25 protein-coding genes are annotated in these 26031 nt (G+C 43.5%); 4 read left to right on the top strand and 21 right to left on the bottom strand.

Annotated features, from left to right (window positions below; all coding sequences use genetic code 11):
* Positions 1-40: 40 nt before the first annotated feature.
* Positions 41-892 (top strand): DUF11 domain-containing protein, encoded by an 852-nt coding sequence (locus DXB54_RS03775; RefSeq protein ID WP_118694297.1) that lies wholly within the window; start codon positions 41-43, stop codon positions 890-892.
* A 170-nt stretch (positions 893-1062) separates the two neighbouring features.
* Here DXB54_RS03775 and DXB54_RS03770 read toward each other — a convergent pair whose 3' ends face one another.
* The 3 genes from DXB54_RS03770 to hisS are packed head-to-tail and all read right to left on the bottom strand — an operon-like array spanning position 1063 to position 5074.
* Positions 1063-2214 (bottom strand): GDSL-type esterase/lipase family protein, encoded by a 1152-nt coding sequence (locus tag DXB54_RS03770; protein WP_118694296.1) that lies wholly within the window; start codon positions 2212-2214, stop codon positions 1063-1065.
* 16 nt (positions 2215-2230) lie between these two features.
* Entirely contained in the window at positions 2231-3658 is a 1428-nt protein-coding gene (locus tag DXB54_RS03765) for an MBOAT family O-acyltransferase (RefSeq protein WP_021938816.1), read from the bottom strand.
* A 45-nt stretch (positions 3659-3703) separates the two neighbouring features.
* Positions 3704-5074 (bottom strand): histidine--tRNA ligase, encoded by a 1371-nt coding sequence (gene hisS / locus DXB54_RS03760; RefSeq protein ID WP_021938817.1) that lies wholly within the window; start codon positions 5072-5074, stop codon positions 3704-3706.
* Between the two features lie 739 nt (positions 5075-5813).
* On the opposite strand from hisS, the gene DXB54_RS03755 reads away from it, so the two are divergent.
* Both DXB54_RS03755 and upp read left to right on the top strand, forming a co-directional pair.
* On the top strand, positions 5814-7199 hold the full coding sequence (locus DXB54_RS03755; protein ID WP_021938818.1) for a uracil-xanthine permease family protein: 1386 nt from the start codon (positions 5814-5816) through the stop codon (positions 7197-7199).
* A gap of 95 nt (positions 7200-7294) precedes the next feature.
* The gene (gene upp / locus DXB54_RS03750) at positions 7295-7924 is read left to right on the top strand and encodes a uracil phosphoribosyltransferase (RefSeq protein WP_021938819.1); all 630 of its coding nucleotides are present in this window, start codon (positions 7295-7297) and stop codon (positions 7922-7924) included.
* A 148-nt stretch (positions 7925-8072) separates the two neighbouring features.
* Here the strand turns inward: upp and DXB54_RS03745 are convergent, their stop codons facing one another.
* The 5 genes from DXB54_RS03745 to trxA form a co-directional block, all read right to left on the bottom strand.
* Positions 8073-8915, bottom strand: a complete 843-nt coding sequence (locus tag DXB54_RS03745; RefSeq protein ID WP_118694295.1) for a hypothetical protein — start codon at positions 8913-8915, stop codon at positions 8073-8075.
* Positions 8916-8960: 45 nt separating this feature from the next.
* Positions 8961-10235: a sensor histidine kinase gene (locus tag DXB54_RS03740; RefSeq protein ID WP_118694294.1), complete on the bottom strand. Its 1275-nt coding sequence runs from the start codon at positions 10233-10235 to the stop codon at positions 8961-8963.
* 3 nt (positions 10236-10238) lie between these two features.
* A complete protein-coding gene (locus DXB54_RS03735) occupies positions 10239-10916 on the bottom strand; it encodes a response regulator transcription factor (RefSeq protein WP_118694293.1) in 678 nt (225 codons plus the stop codon).
* Positions 10917-11058: 142 nt separating this feature from the next.
* A complete protein-coding gene (locus DXB54_RS03730; protein WP_118694503.1) occupies positions 11059-11601 on the bottom strand; it encodes a DUF4342 domain-containing protein in 543 nt (180 codons plus the stop codon).
* 180 nt (positions 11602-11781) lie between these two features.
* Positions 11782-12102, bottom strand: a complete 321-nt coding sequence (trxA, locus tag DXB54_RS03725) for a thioredoxin (RefSeq protein WP_118694292.1) — start codon at positions 12100-12102, stop codon at positions 11782-11784.
* 507 nt (positions 12103-12609) lie between these two features.
* On the opposite strand from trxA, the gene DXB54_RS03720 reads away from it, so the two are divergent.
* A complete protein-coding gene (locus DXB54_RS03720) occupies positions 12610-13605 on the top strand; it encodes an ion transporter (RefSeq protein WP_118694291.1) in 996 nt (331 codons plus the stop codon).
* 278 nt (positions 13606-13883) lie between these two features.
* On the opposite strand, the gene rlmH is transcribed toward DXB54_RS03720, so the two are convergent.
* From rlmH to DXB54_RS03655, 13 genes are all read right to left on the bottom strand, one after another.
* Positions 13884-14363, bottom strand: a complete 480-nt coding sequence (gene rlmH / locus DXB54_RS03715) for a 23S rRNA (pseudouridine(1915)-N(3))-methyltransferase RlmH (RefSeq protein WP_021938826.1) — start codon at positions 14361-14363, stop codon at positions 13884-13886.
* Positions 14364-14413: 50 nt separating this feature from the next.
* Entirely contained in the window at positions 14414-15400 is a 987-nt protein-coding gene (locus tag DXB54_RS03710; protein ID WP_118694290.1) for an aldo/keto reductase, read from the bottom strand.
* A gap of 84 nt (positions 15401-15484) precedes the next feature.
* On the bottom strand, positions 15485-15868 hold the full coding sequence (locus tag DXB54_RS03705; RefSeq protein ID WP_118694289.1) for a VOC family protein: 384 nt from the start codon (positions 15866-15868) through the stop codon (positions 15485-15487).
* A gap of 152 nt (positions 15869-16020) precedes the next feature.
* Positions 16021-16800: a ZIP family metal transporter gene (locus tag DXB54_RS03700; RefSeq protein ID WP_118694288.1), complete on the bottom strand. Its 780-nt coding sequence runs from the start codon at positions 16798-16800 to the stop codon at positions 16021-16023.
* Positions 16788-17045 (bottom strand): heavy-metal-associated domain-containing protein, encoded by a 258-nt coding sequence (locus DXB54_RS03695; protein ID WP_021938830.1) that lies wholly within the window; start codon positions 17043-17045, stop codon positions 16788-16790. Before DXB54_RS03695 ends, DXB54_RS03700 begins: the two co-directional genes overlap by 13 nt.
* 183 nt (positions 17046-17228) lie before the next feature.
* Positions 17229-17741, bottom strand: coding sequence for a GNAT family N-acetyltransferase (locus tag DXB54_RS03690; RefSeq protein WP_021938831.1), 513 nt, complete (start codon positions 17739-17741; stop codon positions 17229-17231).
* A 221-nt stretch (positions 17742-17962) separates the two neighbouring features.
* The gene (locus tag DXB54_RS03685; RefSeq protein ID WP_118694286.1) at positions 17963-20062 is read right to left on the bottom strand and encodes a heavy metal translocating P-type ATPase; all 2100 of its coding nucleotides are present in this window, start codon (positions 20060-20062) and stop codon (positions 17963-17965) included.
* A gap of 115 nt (positions 20063-20177) precedes the next feature.
* Positions 20178-20492 (bottom strand): DUF6110 family protein, encoded by a 315-nt coding sequence (locus DXB54_RS03680; RefSeq protein WP_118694285.1) that lies wholly within the window; start codon positions 20490-20492, stop codon positions 20178-20180.
* A 212-nt stretch (positions 20493-20704) separates the two neighbouring features.
* Complete coding sequence (locus tag DXB54_RS03675) at positions 20705-21094, bottom strand: metal-dependent transcriptional regulator (protein ID WP_118694284.1); 390 nt, start codon at positions 21092-21094, stop codon at positions 20705-20707.
* Positions 21095-21236: 142 nt separating this feature from the next.
* A complete protein-coding gene (locus DXB54_RS03670) occupies positions 21237-21668 on the bottom strand; it encodes a flavodoxin (RefSeq protein WP_021938835.1) in 432 nt (143 codons plus the stop codon).
* A 37-nt stretch (positions 21669-21705) separates the two neighbouring features.
* Positions 21706-22293, bottom strand: a complete 588-nt coding sequence (locus DXB54_RS03665; RefSeq protein ID WP_118694283.1) for a DUF3793 family protein — start codon at positions 22291-22293, stop codon at positions 21706-21708.
* 142 nt (positions 22294-22435) lie between these two features.
* On the bottom strand, positions 22436-24169 hold the full coding sequence (locus tag DXB54_RS03660) for an ABC transporter ATP-binding protein (RefSeq protein ID WP_118694282.1): 1734 nt from the start codon (positions 24167-24169) through the stop codon (positions 22436-22438).
* Positions 24170-25921, bottom strand: coding sequence for an ABC transporter ATP-binding protein (locus DXB54_RS03655; protein WP_118694502.1), 1752 nt, complete (start codon positions 25919-25921; stop codon positions 24170-24172).
* Between the last annotated feature and the right edge of the window lie 110 nt (positions 25922-26031).

Here is a 26031-nt window from a genome sequence, read left to right as displayed (position 1 = left end):
ATATCGGTCTCTTAATTCAAAAGAAAGACGAGGTATTAATATGGCAACTTTTTACAATCAGGCCACGTTGAATTATAACAACACGACCACTACTTCCAATATAACCACAGGTGAGATCGTGGGCTCCCTTACAGCCACCAAGACCGCCCTGGTTCCAACTTATACTTCCGGTGATAATGTAACCTACGTCATAAGTATAGTCAACTCCGGCACAACCGATTATACCGGACTTACTGTAACTGATAACCTTGGTGCATACACATACAACACAAGTACTGTATATCCACTGACATACACTCCTGATTCAATCAGATATTATATAAACGGTGCACTCCAGGCAACATCTACAATAGGTGCCGCAAGACCGCTTACACTTACAGGCATCTCAGTGCCTGCCGGCGGCAACACAACTATTGTATACGAAACCACTGCGAATAATTTTGCACCTCCTGCCGCAGCTTCCACAATAACAAATACTGTGACCATAACAGGCACCGGTCTCACAGAGCCGGTAACAGCCACAGAGACAGTGACAGTACTTGCTGCTCCGATGTTGAACATCAGTAAGTCTCTTTCTCCTACAACCATCAACGGAAATGGTCAGATCACTTACACCTTTATTATCCAGAACATGGGAAATACTGCTGCCGCAGCCACAGACAATGCAACTATCATAGACACATTTACCCCGGCTCTGTCCAATATCACTGTAACCTATAACGGTGATACAATGCCGGTAACAACTTTCTACACCTACGATGAGACAACAGGTCTCTTCCAGACCGTTCCGGGTCAGATCACTGTTCCTGCTGCGACCTTCACTCAGAGCACAACAGGTGAGTACACTGTAACCCCGGGCATCGCAACAGTAACTGTAACAGGTACGATCTAACCGGTGGCGGGAACTCCCGCAGACTTAACTTCGGTCTGATCAATACCACGACATCAAACCCATGCATGTTGCACTACCCTGATGTCGGATTATAAAAAGGGCGTCGTCACGATCTGCCGGGGAGTTTTCCCTCCCTGCAGGTGCAGAGACGGCGCCTGTATTTCTTTTATTTATTCAAACATGTAGCTGTCAAGTCCGTGGGACTTCAGGAAATCAACCCACAGAGAGTAATACTGTGCCTGAAGGTGGACACCATCCCAGGTAAGATCCGGATCCAGATATCCACTGTCATCGGTTATGGCAAGATTCATGTCAAGGTAGAAGATATCCACGCCATTTGCCAGGGCAGCAATATGATTGTTCTTATCTATTATATTATCATTGTTTACTATATCATGAGCCTTAGAATAATCATCACTCACATACATGATACCCTGGATGAATATTACTGCTCCCGGCTGCAGCTCCCTTATTTCATCTATTGCTTCCTTGTAGGCGTCGGTGAAGGTATCTGTCCAGGTTCCAAGCTCGTTGACACCTACCATTATGTATATCTTCTTAAACTGCTTCCGGGACAAAGCTTCCCTGAGACTTACTGTGCTGTCGCCAACCTTGGCATACTCATGTCCCATAAGTCCGAATATGGTAAGTCCCTGGACTGCATAGAATGTGGTGTTCTTAAGTCCTGAATAAAGCTCCAATCCCTCAACTCTTGAATCCCCGATAAATACCGCGTCATCAAAATAAGACTCATCCACATCTATATAAGGATATGCAGTGGTCAGAGCAATCTTATTCACATCATTGTAGCTGTCAGGACTCCTGCTGGCTCTGGCTGCTATGGACTGATATTTTGTAGGTATAGGAGCCTTCACATTATCAGCCTTACCGGACTGCAGCACCTCATCAGTCTGGACTATCTTAACTCCGTTATTGTAATCCGGTCCTGTCTGTATGCCGCCACTGCCATCGGTGTTGTCGCCTGCCCCATTACCGTTGTTATCAGCATTGTCTCCGGTACTGCCGGTATTGCTGTCGGCATCCTTCGTGCCGTCCCCGGAAGCTGCTCCGTCATTACCGGTTGTACTGCCAGCTGCCGAGTCACCGTCTGTTGCCACCGGAGCGTCTGTTGCCGTTGCCCTGTCAGCGTCACCGTCTGTTGCCACATAATCAGCGGTCAGTACCGCCGCCAGTATAGGGTGATCCATGGTTACAGATATATTGTATTTTCCTGAGAAATATCCATAGGCGGTAAGTCCCAGGCCTGATATTATAATTGCCACAAACAAAGGAAACTTTGCTATCGCTTTTAAAAGTTTCATAGGCTATTGCCTTCCTTTAAAATCTGAAATACAAGAATGGATTATTTCCCCCAAGGGCGATCTGATATACGGAATACCAGAACAGCACAAGAAGGATTATCTTGCATATATAATTTCTGTAAAATCTGCAGATAAGCTTATATGGAAGAGGCGTACAGCACACAACACATATAAGAAGGAGCCACCAGTAGGTTCCAAGCAGATCCTTAAATCTCGCCATGCCGTCAATGACTACAGAGCCATCAATATGCATGCCGAACATCCTCTTAAGATATACCTTAAGCTGGTCAAGCTTACTTATGTTGAATATGGTCCATGACAAAGGTATCATGAACAGCATATACAGGTGTCCCAATATCTTAACCTTATCAAGCACCTTACCTAAGAACAGCTTCTCTACGAATAACACTGCAAATAAAAACAATCCCCATATAAGGAAGTTCCAATCTGCCCCGTGCCACAGACCTGTGAGCACCCAGACCACGAACATCGCCCATACCATACGGACAAAGCCCTTTCTGTTGCCGCCCATAGGGATATACACATATTCCCTGAACCATCTTCCCAGGGTAATGTGCCACCTACGCCAGAAGTCCGTCATAGATACTGCACAATACGGATCCTTAAAGTTTACCGGAAATCTGAAGCCCATTATGGCTCCAAGTCCCATGGCCATAAGGGAATAGCCCATGAAATCAAACAGGATCTGCATGGAATAGCCCCAGGATCCAAGCCATGCGGTGGCTGTATTTATGCCATAGGCCCCTGCCATCTGCACATCATTCCACAGAGATGCGATCTTATTTGCCAGAAGAACCTTGTAGGCAAGTCCCACTATAAATTCCGTGACACCCCACTCTATCTGCTTAAGGTTTGCCTTTCTTATGCCCTGCATCTCCGGCTTTATCTCCGGATAATTTATGATAGGTCCCGCTATAAGCTGTGGAAACATGCACACATAGGTTGCAAAGCATATAGAGCTCTTAAGTACCACTATTTTCTTTCTGTACACATCAATTATGTATGATGTTATCTGGAATGTATAAAAGCTGATACCAAGAGGTAACGTAAGAGCTACCTCCTTTATCAGCTGTCTTCCTGCTATGTTATTTGCCACTCCTATAAAGAAATTCACGTACTTGAACAGGAACAACAGTCCGAAGTCAAGCACAAGAGCTGTCACCAGCCATGCCTTTCTCTCAAAGGAGCAGTCTATACCGCTTGCTTTTTCTATGCTGTGAAATCTCTGTATACGTCTTGCGATGAAGTGGTTCACCAGTATGGAACCAATCATCAAAAGCACATACACAGGCTCACCGTAAGCATAGAAGATCAAGCTTCCAATAAGAAGAGTTATGTTCCTATACGCCTTCTTAGTCAGAAAATACGCAACTAAGAATATTGGAAGGAACCGGAACAAAAACTCCATACTTGAAAATACCATCAGTTTTCTCCCTGATATTTATTGCTGCTTATATACCCGGCTTTATTACTCGCCAAGCTTTATGCACTTCTCACTGTTGTTCTTCGCAAGTCCTGACTTGATGAACTCAACAGCCTCATTAACAGGCACAGTTACCTGCTTGTCTGTATCTCCCTCGGCAGCCTTCATATTCTTTATGGTGACTACATTACCGTTTATCTCGTCCTCACCAAGGAACATTGCATATGGGATACCAAGCTTGTCTGCATAACCTATCTTGTGCTTGAACTTCTTCTTCTCAAGATATATCTGAGTCCTGATACCTGCTTCTCTCATTACACCTGATATTTCAACGGCTGAAGCCATATCATCTGTCATAGGGATTATAAGAAGATCTGCAACGGTGTCCAGATCTCTGTTTAAGTAATCAAACTCATTAAGTATATAAAAGAGACGGGTAAGTCCAATGGACATGCCCACACCCGGAAGCTTCTTCTTGGTGTAGTACTCGGCAAGATTGTCATATCTTCCGCCGCTGCATATACTTCCTATCTCAGGATGTCTGTTGAAGGTTGTCTCATATACTGTTCCTGTATAGTAATCAAGCCCTCTTGCAATAGAAAGGTCAACTCTGTAATTACCTGCCGGAACACCAAACTTATCTATATAATATATAACCTCACACAGCTCTGACACACCTGAGTCTAACATCTCATTCTTACCTGCAAATGTCTTAAGCCTGTCAAGAACCTCTTCATTTGTACCCTTAAATGTAAGAAGCTCAAGAATTGTATCTGCTGCGTCCTTTGAAACACCCAGATCCACAAGCTCTGCCTCAACATTGTCTTTACCGATCTTGTCGATCTTATCAATTATCCTCATTACATCCGTTGCAATGTCCGAAAGTCCCAGCATGGCAAATAAACCATTTAAGATCTTACGGTTGTTGATCCTTATGGTGAAATCACTGAGTCCAAGACCTGTAAATACTCTATACATGATACTTGGAACCTCTGCATCGTTTGCAATGCTTAAATTCTCGTCTCCGATTATATCTATATCTGCCTGGTAGAATTCTCTGAATCGTCCCTGCTGTGCACGCTCGCCACGATAAACCTTACCGATCTGATATCTCTTAAACGGGAATGTAAGCTCTCCCGCATTCTTAGCCACATACTTTGCAAGAGGTACAGTAAGATCAAATCTCATGGTCATATCTGTATCGCCCTTGTTAAATCTGTATATCTGCTTCTCTGTCTCTCCGCCTGCCTTGGCAAGGAGGATGTTGCTGTGCTCAAGCACAGGAGTGTCTATTGGGAAGAAACCGAACATCTGGTAGGTTTCCTCAAGCTTCTGCTTAACCTTCTCGAAAAGTATCTGATCCTTTGGTGCCAGCTCCATGAAGCCTGACAGTGTTCTTGGTGTAATTATTGCCATATTTATATACCATCTCTTTCATATATTATCAGTCAGATTTAACAACCTACATTCTATCATTATGAAAGAATTTATTCAACCGCTATAAAAAATATCGTCGCATCCCCTGCCAGAAACCTGCTGCTAATTGCTGCTGTCTTTCCATATGTGAGCAACCGTACGCACTGTCAGGGCAATGCATGCCGCCAAGACACGCTGCGTTTCCTACAAGGTGCACCCGCCTGTTCGCTCAGGCTCCTGCACAACTCGCCCTTCGGGCTCAGACAGGTGCCCGCCTTCGCTGCTAGGCTGCACCTTGCTACGGAATACTCGCTACCGTCTTGTGCGTGCACACATATGCCTATGCAGTGCTATTTATCTGTATGCCCATTCAGCTACAGTCCAGCTGTTCTGACATATTATATATGTGCATGAACACTAGCGAGGCTTTCGTTATGAGGTTCGCACTAGCTGCCTGCACAAAGCTCATGTTTGAGCCCGCAGGGTGAGTTTGAGCGACTGCAGGCTAATAAGCGTGCGAACCGAGTAGAAAACGCAGCGAGTTCTGCATTATATAATATGGAAAGACAGCGGACAGAATCTGCCATACGGGCAACAGATAGCAGTCATTGGTGACGCCTTGCCGATTGCCTGCCGATAATTCCACCTTTTTTCTTGACCTGATTTTTATATGAATATATAATGAAATAGGGTCTGCCCAAAGACCTACTTTTACACAAAATCTTAAGGGGGACGTTTTATGAACGAAAGCAAGCAAATCATAAGAGACGCCAGGGAGCTTGGTATTCCAAAAACCCTGCTTCTCGGTCTGCAGCACATGTTTGCCATGTTTGGAGCAACAATCCTTGTTCCTATCCTGGTAAATAACTATTTTGAAGGCGAAGGTCTTTCAATCCAGGTAACTCTTATCTGTGCCGGTCTCGGCACATTGTTCTTCCACCTATGTACAAAGCTTAAGGTTCCGGCATTCCTTGGATCCTCATTTGCATTCCTAGGTGGTTTCCAGGCAGTAAGCCAGTTAAAAACAGGCATATTTGCTGACATGACTATGGGAGAAAAGCTTCCGTATGCCTGCGGCGGTATCGTAGTAGCCGGCCTGCTCTACCTCGTTCTTGCACTTATAGTTAAGTTAGTTGGTGTTAAGCGTGTTATGAAGTTCCTTCCACCGGTCGTTACAGGTCCTATCATCATCTGTATCGGTCTTGGACTTGCTCCGTCAGCAGTTTCAAACGCTTCAAAGAACTGGCTTATTGCTATCGTAGCTCTTGCAGTTGTTATTATTTTCAACATCTGGGGCAAGGGAATGTTCAAGATCATTCCTATACTCATGGGTGTAGTTATTTCATATGCGGTTGCCTTTATATTATATAAATGTGGTGTTACAAACCCTGACGGCTCAGCAATCCTGGTATTTGACGGTGTTAAGGACGCTGCCGTTGTAGGTCTTCCACCATTTCAGATTGCCAAGTTCAACGTAACAGCAATCCTTGCAATGGCACCTATCGCCATTGCCTCAATGATGGAGCATATCGGTGATATCAGTGCTATCTCAGCAACAACAGGAAACAACTTCATTGAAGATCCGGGTCTTCACCGTACACTTATAGGTGATGGTCTTGCAACATCCCTTTCAGCTATGTTCGGTGGCCCTGCCAATACAACCTACGGCGAGAACACAGGTGTTCTTGAGCTTTCAGGCGTATATGATCCGCTTGTTATCAGACTTGCTGCATTATTCGCAATTATCTTAAGCTTCTTCCCTAAGGTATCCGAGATAATCGGTTCAATGCCTTCTTCTATCGTTGGTGGTATCAGCTTCATCCTCTATGGTATGATCTCAGCCATCGGTGTAAGAAATGTCGTTGAGAACAAGGTTGACTTCACCAAGTCAAGAAACCTTATCATTGCCGGAGTTATCCTGGTATGTGGTCTTGGTTTCTCCGGCGGTATCACATTCTCAGTAGGTGGTGCGGATATTACACTTACAGGCCTTGCCATCGCAGCCATAGCAGGTATCATATTAAACGCTATACTTCCCGGTAACGACTATGTATTCGGCGAGAACCCAACCGGTGATGTAAGCCGCGGTCTTGGCATAAACCCACAGAATTCAGAGATCAAGTAACTAGAAAATCCAATTGGTTTTGGTGCAATCCCAAGATCATTTCGTGTAACATAAAGATCATTTCATATGGTAATGTTGAACAAAGGAGGTATAAGATGAACAACGTAATAGAAATGACTCATCCACTTATTAAGCACAAAATATCAAGACTTCGTGACAAGAACACAGGTACTGCAGAATTCCGTGCTCTTGTAGAAGAAATAGCAATGCTTATGGGCTATGAAGCCCTTAAAGATCTCCCAACAGAGAATGTAGAAATCGAGACACCTATCGAAAAGTGTCAGTCTCCCGTTATTGCCGGAAAGAACCTTGCAATAGTTCCTATCCTTCGTGCCGGTCTCGGCATGGTAAATGGTTTGTCAGCCCTGGTGCCTACAGCCAAGATCGGTCACATCGGTCTCTACCGTGACGAGGAAACTCACGAACCACACGAGTACTACTGCAAGCTTCCCGATCACATTGACGAACGTCTTGTGGTAGTCACAGATCCAATGCTTGCAACAGGCGGTTCAGCTATTGCAGCCGTTGATTTCATCAAGCAGCGTGGCGGAAGGAACATCAAGTTCATGGCTATCATCGGTGCTCCTGTGGGTATTGAGAAGCTTATGGCTGCTCATCCTGATATTACCCTTTACATCGGTAACATCGACAGAGAGCTTAACGAAAACGCATATATCTGTCCGGGTCTCGGCGATGCCGGAGACAGAATATTCGGCACAAAATAGTACCATTCTATGTCACGGACATCATTACAATAACAAAAAGGAGCTATTATATTGAATTCCAATATAATGGCTCCTTTTTATTCTAAATGTCTTTTCTAAATATCTTATTCTAAATTATCCAAATGTCTCATTCTGCATTTTCCCATGCTTATTGTTCTACATACCACTTAGGGTTCTTCTCTACTCCATTCTGCGATTCATCATCCAGAATAACGAATTCCACATCTCCCGGACGATACCACAGATTATCCAACTTCTCATCGCCGCTCTCCCTTATGATTCCGGCATACACCACGCCATCAACCTCCTGCTCAATAAAGAGCATGGAAAGATACTTTAATCTTTCATCCGAGGACACATAATTGCCATCCTCATCGCATTGCTTGTCTGCGATTATATACTCATCTGCCATTCCACTTTCCTCATCCTCCATAAGTATAAGCTCATAAGGCGAATTCTCGTATATAACATCAACATTCTCCGCCATAACATCCATAAGCACGGCAGTTCTTATATCTGCGTCCTTCATAGTGGCAAGCTTGCCATAAGGGATTGAATTGGCCGTGTATCTGTAACAGGAAACTGTTTCCTCATAGAATATATATATGTATTCGGGATAGTTTCCAGCTGTAGGCACATCCTTCTCCATGTAGAAGATCCTTGGTGTATCCGAATTAAGGTAGTCGCTTAAGGTGGCTATACCCTCATTTACATCCTCTGTACCCTCAGTAGTGACCTCAGTTGTATCATCCGTATCCTGATCTGTTGCCGTTGTATCGGCAGAAGGAACCTCTGTAACTGAAACCGTAGTATCATGCTCCGTATAGTCATCCGCATTTACATAGTCGTCCGCTTCATCCTCTGATGGTGCCTCAGTTGTAGTTTCACTGCCTGTACCGGCATTATTGTCGTTACATCCCGAAAGGACTGCTGCTCCAAATGACAATGCAAGGCAGCCAATAACATTCACAATTAATAATCGCTTTCTCATAGTTAAATTCTCCAACTATAATTGTTATTATCTATTCAGACTATACTATTTTTTCTCGTACCTGTCAAAGCTTACAGTAAATCTTGTACCGATCTCCGGACGGCTTATAACCTCAATATGCCCACAGTGGGCATCCACTATCCATTTTGCAATTGAAAGTCCAAGTCCCGAACCCCCGGTACTGCTGTTTCTCGCCTGATCGGACCTGTAGAAACGTTCAAATATATGAACAACATCCGAAGCCTCCATTCCCTGTCCTTCGTCCTGTATAACATAGGAAACAGTCCTCTCATCAGAGGTTACCTTGAAGCTGATCTCCGAATTCTCCTCCGAATATTTGGCGGCATTCTGCACCAATATCCTTAGTGACTGCTTTACCATGGCAGTATCTCCCATAATATAAACTTCCCCCTCCGGATCAGGGACGAAACTGTACCTGTGTTTATTATCTATCATCATGGACTCGTCGCAGACCTCTTCCACCACTTCATTCATATTAAGTTCATTAAGATTAAGGTGATTACGTCCATTGTCACCTCTGGCAAGAAACAGCAGCTGCTCCACCAGATCCTTCATATGCTGTGACTCGTTTTTTAAAGCTTCTATGGATTCATCAAGGATCCCAGGATCATCCTTTCCCCACCTGTCCAGCATATTTACATATCCCTGTATAACCGCAATAGGGGTTCTAAGCTCATGGGAAGCGTCATCTACGAATCTCGCCTGTCTTCTCTCACTCTCCTTCATTCCCCTTAACAGGTTATTAAGGGCTATCTCTATGCTCCTAAGCTCTCTGTCTCCGGTGTGTATGCTCACATCATCATTATCCGGAGAGGTATTATTGATAGCTGCCTCAAGATTTCTAATCTTTGAAGGATCATAAGTCATCTGGCTTACCTGCTCAGCCTTCACCGCCAGGTCGTTTAATGGCTTAAGCTTTCTTCTTATAGCCCCTGTCTCGAATATAGTACACATAAGGGTCACCAACTGCACTATCACCAATATTGCAAATGGCACCACTGCAAATCTGTACACCTGCCCCATGTCGTACCGGTACACTGCCCCAGAGTAATCCTTTACTATATAAATAAGGCTTGGGAATCCATCTCCAACTCCAAGCTCCCTGCTCATGGCGTCAAGAGTATCCGGAATCGTACTCTCAAACCATAATATTATTCCCAGACTTACTGCGAAAAATATAAAAATGTCCGTCATGAGATAGTCCCACATACGCTTGAAGAAGAATCTGCTGTTTATCTTTCTTGCAATAGAGGACATCCCTTTTGCCTGGGTATTTTTTGTTCTACTTTTATCTGACATAGCTTATCCCTTTATAACATATCCCACACCACGAACAGTGCTTATGAGCTTAATGCCATACCTGTCATCTATCTTGGCACGGAGATATCTTATGTACACATCTATAGTATTTGTCTCACCTACGAAATCATATCCGCAGACCTGATTAATGAGCTTCTCTCTGTCCATGACAATACCCTTATTCTCCATCAGCACATGGAGGAGTTCAAACTCTCTGTTGGTAAGTTCTACCTGCTCCCCCTTCACACTGACCTCATGGCGATCCACATCTAATGTTACATCTCCTATTGTCATCTTCCTGGTCTCAAATTCTACAATGTTCTTTCGCTTCAATGCCACTCTTATCCTTGCAAGAAGCTCTTCAATAGCAAATGGCTTGGTGAGGTAATCATCTGCTCCTGCGTCAAGACCCGCCACCTTATCCATAACCGCATCTCTGGCAGTAAGCATGATAACCGGAGTCTGGTATTCCTTTCTCACACGTCTTAAAACCTCAAGACCATTTAGCTTTGGGAGCATGATATCCAGAATAATAAGGCTGTAGTTTCCTATAAGAGCCTTATCAAGACCGGTTCTTCCGTCAAATGCCTTATCCACCTCGTATCCTTCATGCATAAGCTCAAGTTCAACAAATCTGGCTATCTTCTCCTCATCCTCAACTATCAATATCTTATCTGCCATTTCTTCCTCCCTGATTATCTTGTGCAAACATGTTGCACTTGACTCGTTGTCTGTACGCCAGCGGCAAAGCACAAAATCCACAGGAAATATCCCATGGATTTTGCTTGCCTTATTTCTGTCTTTTAATTGCCAGTGTACCTGATTACTTACTCTTCATGTCGTTCTTTATGTCTGTGCACGCGTCTGCTGCCTTGTCACACATTTCATTTATATTTACATTGACACTGTTTATTCCCGCAAAGTGATATTTGAAGTCAAAGAACATTCCCACAATAAGTAGTGGTAATACAACCCAGAAGGCAAATATAAGAGCGATCACAAGAACAAGCACCGGAACATTTATAACAGTCTCCTCATATCTTACGACCTCAAACTTTGTGTCTATGGACTTCTTAAGAAGTTTCTTCAGAACTCCCATAAATCCGTCCACTGCATTTCCCAGGGTCTTCTTGCTGCAATCCTTCTTATAATCCTCCTGAGCCTTATCAAACTCAGAGGTTGTGTAGGTTTCGCTGCTTTCTGTGGTGTACTTGTCTACGTCAGGTTTCTTGATCTTATCTAGTTTCTCAAGATAAATGATCGCGTCAAGCATATCATAGTCACATGCCTCAAGTGCTGCCTTAGCGTCCTCGTAGGTCACGCCTGTCTTCTCTCTTAATTTCTCAACTTTTTCTAACTTATCCATAACATTCACCATTAACCTTTCTCATGGAGCTTTGTGAAGCCGCCTTATTGATTATCTTTTATCTCCTCAGCTGATGATGTTATAGTACACCTGCATTTTTAAAGGAAAATATAAGAAAGATTAAAACAAGATTAAAATACAACTTCTTGATCTAATGTATCTAAACGACGTATTTATCCGTTACAGTACTGCCTTTATCATGTCCTCCATATCACTTTTAGAGCGGTATCCAACCGCCCTGTCCACCAGCTTGCCATCCTTGAACAAAGCTACCATAGGAATACTGTTCACATTATATTTAAGAGCCAGTGCCATCTCATCATCTACATTTACCTTGCCTACTATAACCTGTCCGTCATACTTCTCTGCTATATCTGAAATGACCGGGCCCAACATCCGGCATGGTCCACACCATGCTGCCCAGAAATCCACCAGCACCGGCTTGTCTGCTTTAAGAACTTTCTCTTCGAAATCTGCCTGTGTAATCTTTAATTCTGCCATATTAAGGTCCTCCTCTTGATTTTTTATTGTAGGGTTTTATTATACCATTATTTTGGGAATATTTGCATTGTTTTATTCAAGGGATGTTTGTGGATAATTCTCACTAAAGAGTCATTCACACAGGCTCCCAAATTATTACTATTGAGGACAGATTATGGCTATGGCGGACGCCCCTTAAGCCTCGTGCGTTCCATGAACAATGTTCAGGTAAGCGTCATTTGCATGGTGGATGGCGGACGCCCCTTAAGCCTCGTGTGTTCCATGAGCGGACCGCTCTCGCTCTTATGGGACAGTAACAGTACTAAATTCGTGCTTTGCACTCATTAAGTGCTGACTGTCCCATATGTCCTTTCATGGAACCACTTCTGCTTCCGGGGCTGTGGGGCAAAAAACAAATGAACACTTGAAGTATATGATGTGAAATGATATTCTAAATTTGTGTCTACAGTTTTTTCTCCGCTGAAACAAACTTGACACATCAACTTTATTTTAGTGAGAATTTTATCTATGAAATCGAAAAATAAGCAAGCGAAAATTGCCCAATCAAATAACAATAGTGGGGAGAGTTCCTGGCGGCAGAAGCTTTTTGACATACTTCAGATAGGAGACAAGTCCAACTTTGTCAGCAGAGCTTTTGATTTTTTTATTGTAATAGTTATTGTTACGAATATTACTGTGATGTTTCTACAGACATTTTCACAGCTGTCTGATTATTTTGAAATATTCAGGTACATTGAGCTGGTAACCACGGGAATATTCTGTGTGGAATATATCTTGAGAATCATCACAGCAGACTACCTGTACCCTACAGCCGGGAAAGTGAAATCCAGACTGCTCTTTTTAAAGAGCTTTGATGGTATTGTGGATCTCCTGACTATCCTCCCGGCATTCTTCCTTACGGGCTTCATTGCTTTCAGAATGTTAAGGGTCGTGAGAATATTCCACCTGTTCAGGCTGAACGCCCAGTATGACTCTTTCAACATAATAACCGGAGTCTTAAAAGAAAAGAAAAACCAGATACTTTCATCAGTATTTATCATACTTGTACTAATGATGGCAAGTTCCCTGTGTATGTACAGTGCAGAGCACGCAGCACAGCCGGAGGTATTTTCAAATGCCTTCAGCGGAATATGGTGGTCAGTAAGTACAGTACTTACAGTCGGTTACGGAGATATCTATCCCATAACCATCCTTGGAAAGACAATGGCTATAATTATTTCCTTCCTGGGAGTAGGAGCTGTAGCTATACCAACAGGTATCATCAGTGCAGGATTTGTTGAGAGCTATACAAGAAATCAGAACCTGACTAACGCCAGGGCTCTTGATCTGAACGAGATCGTGGAGTTTCGTATAGACAAAAAGAATGCACACAAATCCATATCTGAGGTGGAGGCAGACAATCATCTCCACATTTATCTGATATTGAGAAATGACATCTCCGTACTGCCGGATGATGATATCAGGCTGCTGATGAATGATATAATAATAGCGAGAGTTCTTTGAAGGTATCCTTACAATTAACGGGAGCAGCAACCATTTTGATTTTGCCTGCGGCAAAGGGTTGCTGCAGTGTAACGATACCTTCGGTATCCTTACAATTACTGGAGCAGCAACCATTTTGATTTTGCCTGCGGCAAAGGGTTGCTGCAGCGTAACGATACCTTCGGTATCCTTACAATTAATAATAGCACGGGTCTTATAGGCGTAAGACTCGTGCTTTTATTAATTTTTTGTGAGAAATTGTTTTTTAATTCGATATATTTTAATTTATGGTATTTATCTTATTTATGGTAAGGTTCGTTGTTAATTATCCTGTAGCTTCTGTATATCTGCTCAAGCAGGATTACCCTCATAAGCTGATGAGGAAATGTCATATCCGAGAAGCTCAGCTTAAAATCTGCTCTCTTAAGTACAGACTCATGAAGTCCCAGGGAGCCTCCTATAACAAACTGGATATGGCTTACACCATTTATCCCAAGTCCGGCGATCTTATCTGACAGTTCTACGGAATCCAGCTTCTTGCCATCAATGGCAAGTGCTATCACATATGCATCATCTTTTATCTTTGACAGAAGCCTGTCACCCTCCGTCTGTTTTATAGCATCCTCTTCGGCAGCACCGGCACCGTCCGGTGTCTTGCAGTCTGCAACCTCAAGGATCTCTAATCTGCAGTACCTCCCAAGTCTCTTTGAATATTCTTCAATGGCTCCACGGAAATACGACTCTTTTACCTTACCTACACAGCATATGCTTATTTTCATGTTATTTTCTCCCGCTACTGAACATCAACTTATTTAAAAGTTGCCACTCTCTATATGGACTGCTCGATCTCCTTAAACAGTGGCAGCTTGTTGTAGGCTTCAATATTGGCAATGATCTGTTCAGGTCTTGAAGCACCTATGAGCACTGTTGTAACCTCTGGTTTATTAAGAAGCCAGCATATAGCCATCTCTGAAAGCTTAAGTCCTGCTTCTGTTGCTATAGCATTTAACTGGAGAAGGTGTTCCCTGTTGTTAAGAATATTGTCTACCTTAAGAAATCTTCCGTCACGGACTACTCTGCTGTCAGCAGGTATATCCTTGAGATATTTGTCCGTAAGCATTCCCTGTGCCAGTGGTGAGAAGCAGATAACGCCCTTACCCAGCTCGTAGCTGGTGGTAAGTAATCCGTTCTTCTCAACTGTCCTGTCGAGGATCGAGTATTTGTTCTGATTTATTATAAATGGGCAATGAAGGTCTCTTAAGATCTTCTCTGCCTTTATAAGCGTTGCTCCATCGTAATTTGACAAGCCCACATAGAGAGCTTTTCCGCTCTTTACTATCTGAGAAAGAGCCTCCATGGTCTCTTCAAGGGGTGTGTCCTTATCCATTCTATGATGATAGAAAATGTCCACATAGTCAAGTCCCATTCTCTTTAAGCTCTGGTCAAGACTGGCAATGAGGTACTTTCTGCTGCCCCAGTTTCCGTAAGGGCCATCCCACATTTCATAACCTGCCTTTGTACTGATCACAAGCTCGTCTCTGTGTGCACCAAACTCTTCTCTTATTATCTTTCCTGTATTGATCTCGGCACTGCCAGGTTCAGGACCGTAGTTATTTGCCAGGTCAAAATGTGTGATACCATTGTCAAATGCTGTGAAGCACATGTTCTTCATATTCTCATAATCATCATGTGTTCCGAAATTGTGCCACATTCCAAGAGCGAGAGGCGGAAGCATTAAGCCACTGTCTCCGCACTTTCTGAAAAATCCATTTTCAAGCTTATCCTTATATCTGTCTTCTGCAGGTGTGTATCCCATTTTTCTATTCCTCCATATAACAACATATCATACTTTCTTTTTCTATGTGTTTTCTGATGCGTTCATATTAAACGTCAGTCGGTTTTATACTGTTATCTCTATCTGATTGCCTTCAATAGCCACTATGCAGCTTTCGTAATATCCGTCTCCGGTGATTCTCGGACCGCTTGCAACTTCATAGCCAGCTGCTTTAAGTTCTGCCGTAAGACTGTCAACCTTCTCCTTGCTCCCCACTGAGAATGCAATGTGGGCGTATCCTGTCTGTGCAGGATTTCTAAGGCTGTCACACACCTCCGGCTTGTTCATGATCTCAAGTCTTGCCCCTCCATCAAATGAAAGGAAATAAGATCTGAAACCTGTCTTTTTATTGTGATACATATCATTTGAGGTTGCACCAAGGTACTTTATAAAAAAATCCCTGGCACTCTCCAGATCATTCACAAACAATGCAACATGCTCTATTATCATAGGCCGCCTCCATTCATGACTGCTGATCTGCTATCGGCTGGTATCAATACCAACTCTTTACATATACCATTTTATCATTATTTGTTTTTGGGAATATAGATAATTCTACTTTTTTCATTGAGATTTTTACTTTTTCGTCGGAATACTCCTACCTACCCCAGTGCCACATCAAGTGTCATCATCAGGCAGAAGCCTATCATAAAAGCGATAGTTCCCTTGTTGGAGTGATCCCCCTCTGACATCTCAGGCACCAGCTCATCCACAACAACATACATCATGGCTCCGGCTGCGAAGCTTAAGAGGTACGGCATTATCGGGATTATAAATGATGCCAGTACTATTGTTATGGCACCGGCAACCGGCTCTACGACACCTGACAGGACACCATATGCGAATGCTTTCTTCCTTGACCATCCGTTTCCATGAAGAGGCACTGAAACGATAGCTCCTTCCGGGAAGTTCTGTATTGCTATACCTATAGCAAGGGAAAATGCCGCTGCCAGAGAAATAGATTTATTACCTGTCATCCATCCGGCATACAATATTCCCACCGACATTCCCTCCGGAATGTTATGCAAGGTTATGGCAAGCACCATCATGGTCTGCTTACTGAACCTGCTTGGTGGTCCCTCAACTGACTGATCCGGGTGCATATGAGGTGTTACCGTATCAAGAAATAACAGAAACATCATACCCACTCCAAAGCCCACAACAGCTGGTATAAAGCTCAATCTGCCCATTCCCGCAGACTGCTCTATTGATGGTATCAGCAGACTCCATATGGAAGCCGCCACCATGACGCCTGCTGCAAAGCCACTTAATATCTTCGTTGTTGAACCTCCCAGTTCTTTTTTCATAAATAGCACAAGAGCCGCTCCAAGAGCGGTTCCTGCAAATGGAATCATAAGCCCGGAAAAGATTATTTGAACCATCCAAACATCCCTTTCTTCTTCTCGTATGGCTTCTCTGTAATATCTCCCACAGTATATCCGGTATCTCCGATAACCATCCTAAGCTGTTCTTCATCCAGAGAAGCATCGGAAATGATAACAGCCTCCCCCTTCTTGTGGGAGGAGCTTACCTTTGAAACCTTAAATTTATTTCTTATGCAATCATTAATATGGCTCTCACACATTCCGCACATCATGCCATCTATCCTAACAGTTGTCTCTACCATAATATTCATCGCCTTTCAAAATTATTAAAATATCTTTAGTAACACCACAATATTATGTTAGTCCGAACTAACTGTCAAGTTCTTTAATATAGATTTTTTCTATATTAAAAGTTCCGACATGAAAATCATAATATGAATAACGACCTCATCAAAAATCATAATAAACCACACGACAACCAGCGCCTAAAGTCTCAGCACCATCTCATGCCATTCTTCTCCGCCCCAGGAGGAATTGGCAATGCCCTTATCTTCAAAGCCCAGCTTCTTATACATCTCAACCTTCCCTTCAAGGCAGGTAAGTATAAGCTTTCTTCTCTCGTTATTTCTCTCTCTCTCGGCATACTGAGCCACGATCTCTGTGGCAAGTCCCTGACCTCTGTGCTCCGGAAGCACATCCAGTCCCAGAAGCATAACATTACAGCCGTAATGATTGTTAAGGTTCACATCTGTGAAGAACTCATCCCTGAACCTTGACTCGTCTGTGGCAATGCCGTTTAAGAAACCTGCAATCTTGCCTGTAGCCTTGTCAATGGCCACCAGGAACAGATCCGGCACAGCCTTTATTCTCTCTGTCATTGCTTTCTCTGAACACGCCTCATTTGGAGGAAAGCATATCTGCTCTATGGCAACCGCCTGTTCTATTTCATCTGCTCTTATATTTCTAAATTCATATTTATAATGTAATATATTTTCCATGCTGAATACTCCTTTCATCGAACATCAATCCATTAAATATTTGCCTGTAAAACATGGCACAATCAATTCAAACTCCACTGATTATACTATAAAACTAAAAAAGAAGCCAGCAATTACTACCGGCTTCTCCCTGTTTTACTCATTATTTGCCTGTATGCAGATATACATTTTACAACTTTCGGCAAATATCTATATCCACAGTGATTCTTTGATCATAAATCTTATATTTGTTCATCTTCCTTGATATCGGTCATACTCTTAAGTCCCGCGATCAATGTTGATCCGTTATGGAGAACCGCTGATGCCGCCGGTGGAAGTATACCCGCCACACCAAGTCCGATAAGTGCTGTGTTAAATGTCAGGATGAACTTATAGTTGTTATGTATCCTGTTCATGAGTCCCGCACTCAGCTTACGGAAAGTAACAAGCTCCTTAAGGTCATCTGAAGCTATGGTGATATCTGCGATCTCCCTGGCAATGGCCGCACCATCTGCAATGGCTATTCCCACATCTGCCTCTGAAAGGGCAGGTGTGTCATTTACCCCGTCACCTATCATGATAACCTTTCTGCCGGCTTCTCTCTGCTCTCTTACAAATCTCGCCTTGTCCTCCGGAAGAACCTCCGCATAGAACTCATCAAGATTAAGCTTGGCTGCCACCGCCCGGGCAGTCTTTTTGTTATCACCTGTCATCATGCATATCTTGCTGATACCAAGCTTGTGAAGCTGATCTATTATATATGCCGCGTCATCTCTTACAGGATCCGATATACACAGAACTGCTGTAAGTCTGCCGCCCATTCCCATGAATATCCTTGAATATTCCGGATTGATCTCATCAAGCTTCCATGCCTCATCCTCAGGGATAACACAGCCCTCATCCTCGATAACGAAATGATAGCTTCCTATAACTATCTTCTCGTCATCTATTGTACTGCTTACTCCATGGGCAACTATATATTTAACCTTTGAATGTAATTCCTCGTGGGACAAGTTCTTGTCCATAGCTCCCTTCACAATGGCATTTGCCACTGAATGAGGATAATGCTCCTCAAGACAGGCAGCTATCCTTAACATCTCGTCCTTGTCCCTTCCCTCAAATGTAACAACATCTATAAGCTTTGGTGTTGCATGGGTAAGGGTTCCGGTCTTGTCAAATACTATGGTATCCGCCTCGGCAACTGCCTCCATGAACTTGCCGCCCTTGACGGATATCTTGTTCTCTCTTGCCTGTCTCATGGCTGAAAGCACTGCCAGCGGCATGGATAACTTCATGGCACAGGAATAATCCACCATCATAAATGACATTGCCTTGTTGACATTCCTTGTTAAAAGGTATGTGATGAGTGAACCTGCGAAGCTGTACGGAACGAGCCTGTCGGCAAGACTGTACGCCTTGGTCTCTGCTCCCGACTTCAACCTCTCAGACTCCTCTATCATCCTGACTATCTGGTCGTATTTGCCATGACCTGAAGTCTTCCTTACCTCAACAACGCACTCGCCCTCTTCAACCACTGTCCCTGCATATACATATCCGCCGGCACTCTTTACTACAGGCTCTGACTCACCGGTCATGGCAGACTGGTTCACCGTCATCTCACCCTCAACAACCACGCCGTCAAGAGGTATTATATCTGAGTTACGTACAACCACATGGTCTCCAAGCTCGACCTTACCTATATCCATCTGAACGTCTCCGCCCGGTGTCCTGATCCATACCTGATCCACATCAAGACACATGGACTTTGCAAGGTCGCATAATGACTTTTTTCTTGTCCAGTCCTCAAGCATTTCTCCAATGGTAAGCAGGAACATTACTGATGACGCTGTATCGTAATCACATCTGATTATCGACGCGGTTATGGCTGTGGCGTCCAACACCTCAACCTGCAGTCCCGACTTAACAAGACACTTTACACCCTTTAAGATATATGGAATACTCTTAACTATACATACTGCTTCCCTGATCACCGGCGGAAGGAATATCTTGGTGAACAATCTTCCGCAGAGCTTGCCCACAAACTTCTCCTCGAACTCCCTGTTCATCTTTCGTCCGGTCTCCTCTGGAACCAGCGCCTTTATGTCTTCGTCATTATAGTCAAATGTCCTAAGTGCCTCTATTACAGCCCCTTTGCCCTTCTTGACCGACTCTGCAAATGTAATTATGACATCCATGGTCCTGTCGTACACATGAACATCCCTTACCACATCAAGGTTCCTCAGATAATACTCAACGATATCCGCCTGATCCAGTGACATACGAAGCTGAGGCATTCTTATACGCATTTTTCTGCTTGACTCATGTAATACTATACATTTCATAAATCTTTTGCTCCTTCGTTATCTTAGATATCTTTCATATCCTTACAGTAGAAGAAGGACAGCATAAAATGTTGTCCCTCCTCCACAATCCTTCTGTAAAAACACCGGATATTGATTATTCCTCGACAGCTTCTGCCTCCTCAGTAACAGCCTGGCTTTCATGAGCCTCAACGATCGCTCTTGCCTTCTCTAACTCAAGCTCCTCGTCCTTCTTATATCTTGCCTCGTTGATATCAACTGCATCCTCGTAGATATCTTCACAGTTCTCTTTAACCTTCGTAACAGTCTTCATAACACTGTCTTTTCCTCTTAAAACGGCCGCTGTGCAACCTGTATATACCTTCTTGGCATCCTTACTTGACAGTATTGATACGCCTGCTGTTCCAAATAAAAGTCCACCTGCAAATAATCCTATTTTTGACCACTTCATAATAAAGTCCTCCTTAGCTTTAATTATTTATTATGTGTTATTTCTAATATGTGTTATGCCGCCAGGCATAACCTGACGGCACGTTTGATATTTGCTTATGTAGTCATATTACCACTATGAAAACAGAATTAAGAAGTTAATTTTTATTAGCATCAACTAATACCCTTCCAACAGAACTTAAATCCCATGATGGAAACCAACAAACCTTCATGCTATTGTAATAACTCTGGTGCTGATTCTGTAAGATAAGCCACGATCCTTGCAAAGCTGTCATCACTTATAATATGCTCCACCTGACAGGCCTCGTGCTCAGCTACCACGTCATCTATTCCCATATGTACAAACAGCTTGTAGAAGGTATGGTGCTTATCAAGCATCCTCCTGGCTATTGCTTCTCCCTTTTCAGTAAGAACAACCCGCCAGTCACACTTCTCGATGTATCCATCATCTTCAAGCTTCTTAAGTGCAACACTGACACTGGGCTTACTGAAGCCAAGCTGATTGGCAACGTCCGTAACCCTGCATGCACCGTTCTTGTCTATCTGCATAAGTATTGCTTCAAGATAGTCCTCTTTTGATTTTCCTATATTCTGACTCTGCATATACTGCAACCCCTATCGATATTCTTTGCTTGTTATAATATACTTACAAACATTAGTTTTAACTAACCATTAGTATAATCAGTTTATAATCACATGTCAATACCAATTGTCCTGCTGACAGGGTGTTCATACAGCCCGTACCTTACAGACCTGCCAGAGTACGCCCAAGATCCTTTAACTGCTCTGCCACACTGTCATCCGGTGCTGCGTTACAGATAATGCCCTCGTCATTTACAAGTGTTGCTCCGTCGCCTGTTACTCTTCCTTCCCAGTCTCTCATCCACTGGCCATCACCCCAGCCGTATGAACCGAAAAGTGCTACGTTCTTGCCTGAGATCACTCCGTCAAGCTCGCACATAAGAGGCTCCATAGTAGTCTCCTCAAGAACCTCAACACCCATTGAAGGACATCCAAGTGCAACTGCTGTCACATCTGCAATATCTGCTGCCGACGCACTGTCTGCAGTAACCATATTAACCTCTGCTCCCGCTTCCTTTGCACCCTCTGCAATATAAAAAGCCATGGCCTCTGTGTTACCTGTTCCACTCCAGTAAATAATACTTACTTTTGACATTTATTCTTCCGCCTTTCTTATCAATTGCTTATTTTAGCTATACCATGACCTCACGGATACTTGCTCCATCAAGGATCTGTCTCACTACCTGCTCCCGCTCCTCATCAAATCTCTCAAAAAGCCTTCTTGTAGCAGCCCGGTTCATGTACACCTTCCAGTATCCGGCATACAGGGAGTTCTTACCCTTGTTCTCTATAAAGCCCTTCACATCTCCGAGAGGATATTCCAGAAATACACCTATTTCATGAGGAAATTCATTTGCATTGTTGCAGAATTCCTTACTTCTCTCAGACAGTCTCACCAACATCTGCGGAAAGTTTCCGGTTTCGTAGCCGTAGATCTTAAGAAAATCCTTTACGTCTTCTCCTGCCAGATACGTCTCGATCATATCTCTTCTATATAAATAAAGATTGAAGGAGTCGTACCTTCCTCTCAGCAGATAACAGGATATCCCTGTACCCTTTAAGAGCTCCTTTATTATATTAAACTCCTGGAGGGACACCGTTATTATGTGAGCAGCCTTACTTCCCTTTAAAATAGGGGCACAATTAATAGCCAACTTCAACTTTGTGTTATTGACTATATCCTGCTTGGACTTCACTGCAAGTATTTCGTTTATTGGCATAATTACTATCTCCACTTAATTGAATATCATGATATATCACGGAAGTTAGACTAGACTAACTTACATCTTTTGTCAATATTATGTATTGATAAGTATTATCACATATGAGTTATTGAGAATCTTATCTCATTCGTCTGATACTTTATGCATATTTCCACTGCTCGGACTGTAACTGTGTATCCACCATATGACGATAGATACCATTTGCAGTCTTAAGTTCTGCAGGAGTTCCTGACTCTGCCACTGTTCCGTCCTTTAATACCACTATCTTATCTACGCCGTCTACCGTTCTCATTCTGTGGGCAATGATAAGAACTGTCTTATCCTTGATCAGCTTGGACAATGACTCCTGTATAAGGGACTCATTGTCAACATCAAGAGAAGCTGTAGCCTCATCCATGAGAATTATCGGAGCGTCCTTTAAGAAGGCTCTTGCTATTGATATCCTCTGTCTCTCACCACCTGACAACTCCGAGCCGTTCTCACCTATCATACTGTTCCATTTGTCCGGCATACGCTCAATGAAATCCTCGCAGTTGGCAAGCCTTGCAGCTGCCATAACCTCTTCGTCAGTTGCGTCCTTTCTACCGATTCTTATGTTCTCCATGATGGTGTTATTAAACAGCGTAACGTCCTGGAACACAATGGAGAATAATGTAAGCAATTTCTCAGGATCAATATCTGAAACGTTCATCCCACCTACTGTAATTGCTCCCTTGTCATTGTCCCAGAACCTTGCAGCAAGTCTTGAAACTGTAGTCTTACCGCCACCCGAAGGACCTATAAGAGCTGTAACCTCCCCCTGCTTTGCTGTGAAGCTTACATCTGAAAGCACCTGCTCTCCATTGTCATAGGCAAATGCAACATGGTCAAATGTAATGTCATATCCATTATTTGTAAGTTCATCTTTACCTGTCTGCTCAGGATGTGAAATGATCTCATCCATTCTCTTACAATTAACATCAAGGCTGATAACCGCCGCCAGATTCTGGAGTGATATCTGGAGTGGCTCATACATTCTTGTTACCACAAGAAGAAACATGAAGAATGTAAGCAATGTTATATCTCCCTTTATGAGAAGAGCACTTCCAACAACTGCTGTTGTGGCTATACCAAGCTTAAGTATCATCTGTGCTGTACATACAAAAGCAGCATTTGCAAATTCCGACACAATGGCATGCTTCTCCACAGCCTTGATCTTCTTTGTCAGACCTTCCATATAGTTTTCTGTCATGTTGTATGACTTAAGGTCTCTCATGGTCTCAAGGCCTTCCTGTATACCATCAAGGCATGCCACCTTGTATTCTGACGCCTTTCCCTGGAGCCTGCCCATGACACTTCTTGAGCTTAATACTATTATGAAAGCAATTGGCATTACCCATACTGCTGCCAGTGCCATCCTCCAGTCAAAGAAGAACAGACTTATTACAATGATAGTAGTTGAGATAATGGCACCAACCAGCTCAGGTATCCAATGAGATGAGCCTGTCTCTATCATGGCACAGTCCCCCATGATAGTATTTGTCAGGTCTGCCAGATCCTTCTTGCTGAAGAAGGAAATCGGGATCTTTCTGAGCTTCTCAGCCAGTGCCCTACGCCTTACACCACTTTCAATATAAGTTGAAAGGAAGGTGGATCTGTACTGGAACACCGTTGCTGCCGCAATCAGGGCAAGGACTGCCACTATTCCGATTATGAAGAAGGAAAGCTTCTCCCTTGGCACCTCTCCCTCCAGGAGATATGAAGCAAGCTCATACAAAAGCCCTACAGGAAGCATAAGTACAAGGTTTGAAACAGTAACGGCAATAAAAGCTCTTACCATTCCATTTGCACCCTTTTCAGATAATGCGTATTTGTGTTTTAACTTCTCTATCATTTATACTGCACCTGCCTTTCCCACCTTCCATTTAACGGATTTATTATATTCACTCCACATGTGGGTATATATTCCATTTGCACTGTTAAGCTCATCATGAGTTCCGTTCTCGGCAATCCTGCCATCAGCAAGAACATATATCCTGTCAGCATTTGTAACTGTAGATAACCTATGGGCGATCATGATAACTGTCTTATCCTTGGACAACGCCTCAAATGCCTTCTGAACCTGTCTCTCATTATCAGGATCTGCAAATGCAGTTGCCTCATCAAGGATAAGTATCGGTGCATTCTTTAAAAACGCTCTGGCGATGGATAATCTCTGTGCCTCACCGCCTGATACATATACACCCTTTGATCCGATCACTGTGTTCACTCCGTCAGGGAACTTCTCTATTATGTCCATACACTGGGCATTCTTAAGGGCTTCCATAACCTCCGCATCGGTGGCGTCAGGTCTGCCCATCCTGATGTTCTCAAGTATGCTCATCTTAAGAAGACGGCTGTCCTGGAATACATAGGAAACCTCATTCATCAGGGTCTCACTGTTTATGTCCTTTACATTTACCCCGCCGATCTTAACGGCTCCGCTGTTCACATCCCAGAATCTTGCGATCAGCGACGCAAGAGTGGTCTTACCACCACCGGATGGTCCAACGAACGCCACATGCTCGCCGGAAGCTATCTTAAGGCTGATACCATCAACCGCATTTTTGTCAGCGCCCGCATATGAGAATACAACCTTGTCAAGCTCAACGGATGTATCCTTTGGTGTCTGACCATCTGCCGGTTCAGGCAGTAGCTCCATATTAAGTATCCCGTCCATTCTGTTGATGGCGTCCCTTACCATAAGCTGTGATTCTCCTGCAAATGCTATCTTCATCAGGGTTACTGTAAGCACTGATGTTATGAGTATGTAGAATATAAGGTTAAGAATGAACTTGTCTGTCACTCCATGACCTGTGAATACATAGGCAGCTATAATGAGTGCTGCAAATATACCATTTGCAGAAGTGGTAAATGCCACCATGGGAACCATCATGTTCTTGGTGTATCCCAGAGTCCACTTCTCGTACTCGTCAATGGCATTCTTAAATCTCTTGAAGCTGAACACTGTCTGTCCGAAGGTCTTAACCACCGGAACACCTCTCACATACTCAACCGCTTCGGCTGACATGGTTTCAAGAGCGTTCTGGTACTGCTTCATATCCTCTGCCATCTTGGGGCCCATCATAAGGGTTCCCATAAGAGCAAATGCTATAACCGCAGGTATGAGGCTTATAAGTCCCAGCCTGTAGTCGAATACCATCATCATGGCAAGAAGTCCTACAGGTGTTGCAAATGACACCACCTTATCCGGAAGGTTATGAGCAAGGTATGTCTCTGTTGCTGCTGATGAATCTGCAACGATCTTTCGGATCTTACCTGTTCCCTCTGACTCCACATAGCCAAGGGGAAGCTTCATTATATGGTTCATCATGGCTGTACGCATGTTGACCTGAACCCTGAAGGCTGCCTTGTGGGAGCACATGAGTGCCGCAATATATATGACCATGGCGATCAATGCAAATGCCACCGCCATCCAGCCATATTCTTTTATATGGACAGCCTCACTGTAATTTGGTCTTACCTCAAGAACCTCTTTCATGATCTTCCATATGTAATAAAATGGAACCAGTGCGATCAACGCACTTAATGCTGCCAGCACCAGGGATGCATAGGTAAAATACTTATGGTCTCCAGCATAGTACATGAGCCTGCTAAGGTCTCCCTGTTTTTTCTCTTTCACTTTTATTCCTCCTTACTTCATAGCACGGCTCACAAGGTGATGGCGTGCTTTATTTTTTCATGTAACATCTGACA

Source organism: Coprococcus sp. OM04-5BH (genome assembly GCF_003482105.1).
Lineage (GTDB): Bacteria > Bacillota > Clostridia > Lachnospirales > Lachnospiraceae > Coprococcus.
This window is presented reverse-complemented; position numbering and strand designations above follow the sequence as displayed.

Coding starts and splice junctions, on each gene's coding strand:
- DXB54_RS03720 (WP_118694291.1), top strand. CDS start 12,610: ATGAAATCGAAAAATAAGCAAGCGAAAATTGCCCAATCAAATAACAAT.
- DXB54_RS03675 (WP_118694284.1), bottom strand. CDS start 21,094: ATGCAGAGTCAGAATATAGGAAAATCAAAAGAGGACTATCTTGAAGCA.
- DXB54_RS03765 (WP_021938816.1), bottom strand. CDS start 3,658: ATGGTATTTTCAAGTATGGAGTTTTTGTTCCGGTTCCTTCCAATATTC.
- DXB54_RS03705 (WP_118694289.1), bottom strand. CDS start 15,868: ATGATAATAGAGCATGTTGCATTGTTTGTGAATGATCTGGAGAGTGCC.
- DXB54_RS03680 (WP_118694285.1), bottom strand. CDS start 20,492: ATGAAGTGGTCAAAAATAGGATTATTTGCAGGTGGACTTTTATTTGGA.
- DXB54_RS03660 (WP_118694282.1), bottom strand. CDS start 24,169: ATGATAGAGAAGTTAAAACACAAATACGCATTATCTGAAAAGGGTGCA.
- DXB54_RS03755 (WP_021938818.1), top strand. CDS start 5,814: ATGAACGAAAGCAAGCAAATCATAAGAGACGCCAGGGAGCTTGGTATT.
- trxA (WP_118694292.1), bottom strand. CDS start 12,102: ATGGCAGAATTAAAGATTACACAGGCAGATTTCGAAGAGAAAGTTCTT.
- DXB54_RS03690 (WP_021938831.1), bottom strand. CDS start 17,741: ATGGAAAATATATTACATTATAAATATGAATTTAGAAATATAAGAGCA.
- upp (WP_021938819.1), top strand. CDS start 7,295: ATGAACAACGTAATAGAAATGACTCATCCACTTATTAAGCACAAAATA.
- DXB54_RS03670 (WP_021938835.1), bottom strand. CDS start 21,668: ATGTCAAAAGTAAGTATTATTTACTGGAGTGGAACAGGTAACACAGAG.
- rlmH (WP_021938826.1), bottom strand. CDS start 14,363: ATGAAAATAAGCATATGCTGTGTAGGTAAGGTAAAAGAGTCGTATTTC.
- DXB54_RS03700 (WP_118694288.1), bottom strand. CDS start 16,800: ATGGTTCAAATAATCTTTTCCGGGCTTATGATTCCATTTGCAGGAACC.
- DXB54_RS03710 (WP_118694290.1), bottom strand. CDS start 15,400: ATGGGATACACACCTGCAGAAGACAGATATAAGGATAAGCTTGAAAAT.
- DXB54_RS03735 (WP_118694293.1), bottom strand. CDS start 10,916: ATGGCAGATAAGATATTGATAGTTGAGGATGAGGAGAAGATAGCCAGA.
- hisS (WP_021938817.1), bottom strand. CDS start 5,074: ATGGCAATAATTACACCAAGAACACTGTCAGGCTTCATGGAGCTGGCA.
- DXB54_RS03730 (WP_118694503.1), bottom strand. CDS start 11,601: ATGGATAAGTTAGAAAAAGTTGAGAAATTAAGAGAGAAGACAGGCGTG.
- DXB54_RS03775 (WP_118694297.1), top strand. CDS start 41: ATGGCAACTTTTTACAATCAGGCCACGTTGAATTATAACAACACGACC.
- DXB54_RS03695 (WP_021938830.1), bottom strand. CDS start 17,045: ATGGTAGAGACAACTGTTAGGATAGATGGCATGATGTGCGGAATGTGT.
- DXB54_RS03745 (WP_118694295.1), bottom strand. CDS start 8,915: ATGAGAAAGCGATTATTAATTGTGAATGTTATTGGCTGCCTTGCATTG.
- DXB54_RS03685 (WP_118694286.1), bottom strand. CDS start 20,062: ATGAAATGTATAGTATTACATGAGTCAAGCAGAAAAATGCGTATAAGA.
- DXB54_RS03665 (WP_118694283.1), bottom strand. CDS start 22,293: ATGCCAATAAACGAAATACTTGCAGTGAAGTCCAAGCAGGATATAGTC.
- DXB54_RS03655 (WP_118694502.1), bottom strand. CDS start 25,921: ATGTACTATGCTGGAGACCATAAGTATTTTACCTATGCATCCCTGGTG.
- DXB54_RS03770 (WP_118694296.1), bottom strand. CDS start 2,214: ATGAAACTTTTAAAAGCGATAGCAAAGTTTCCTTTGTTTGTGGCAATT.
- DXB54_RS03740 (WP_118694294.1), bottom strand. CDS start 10,235: ATGTCAGATAAAAGTAGAACAAAAAATACCCAGGCAAAAGGGATGTCC.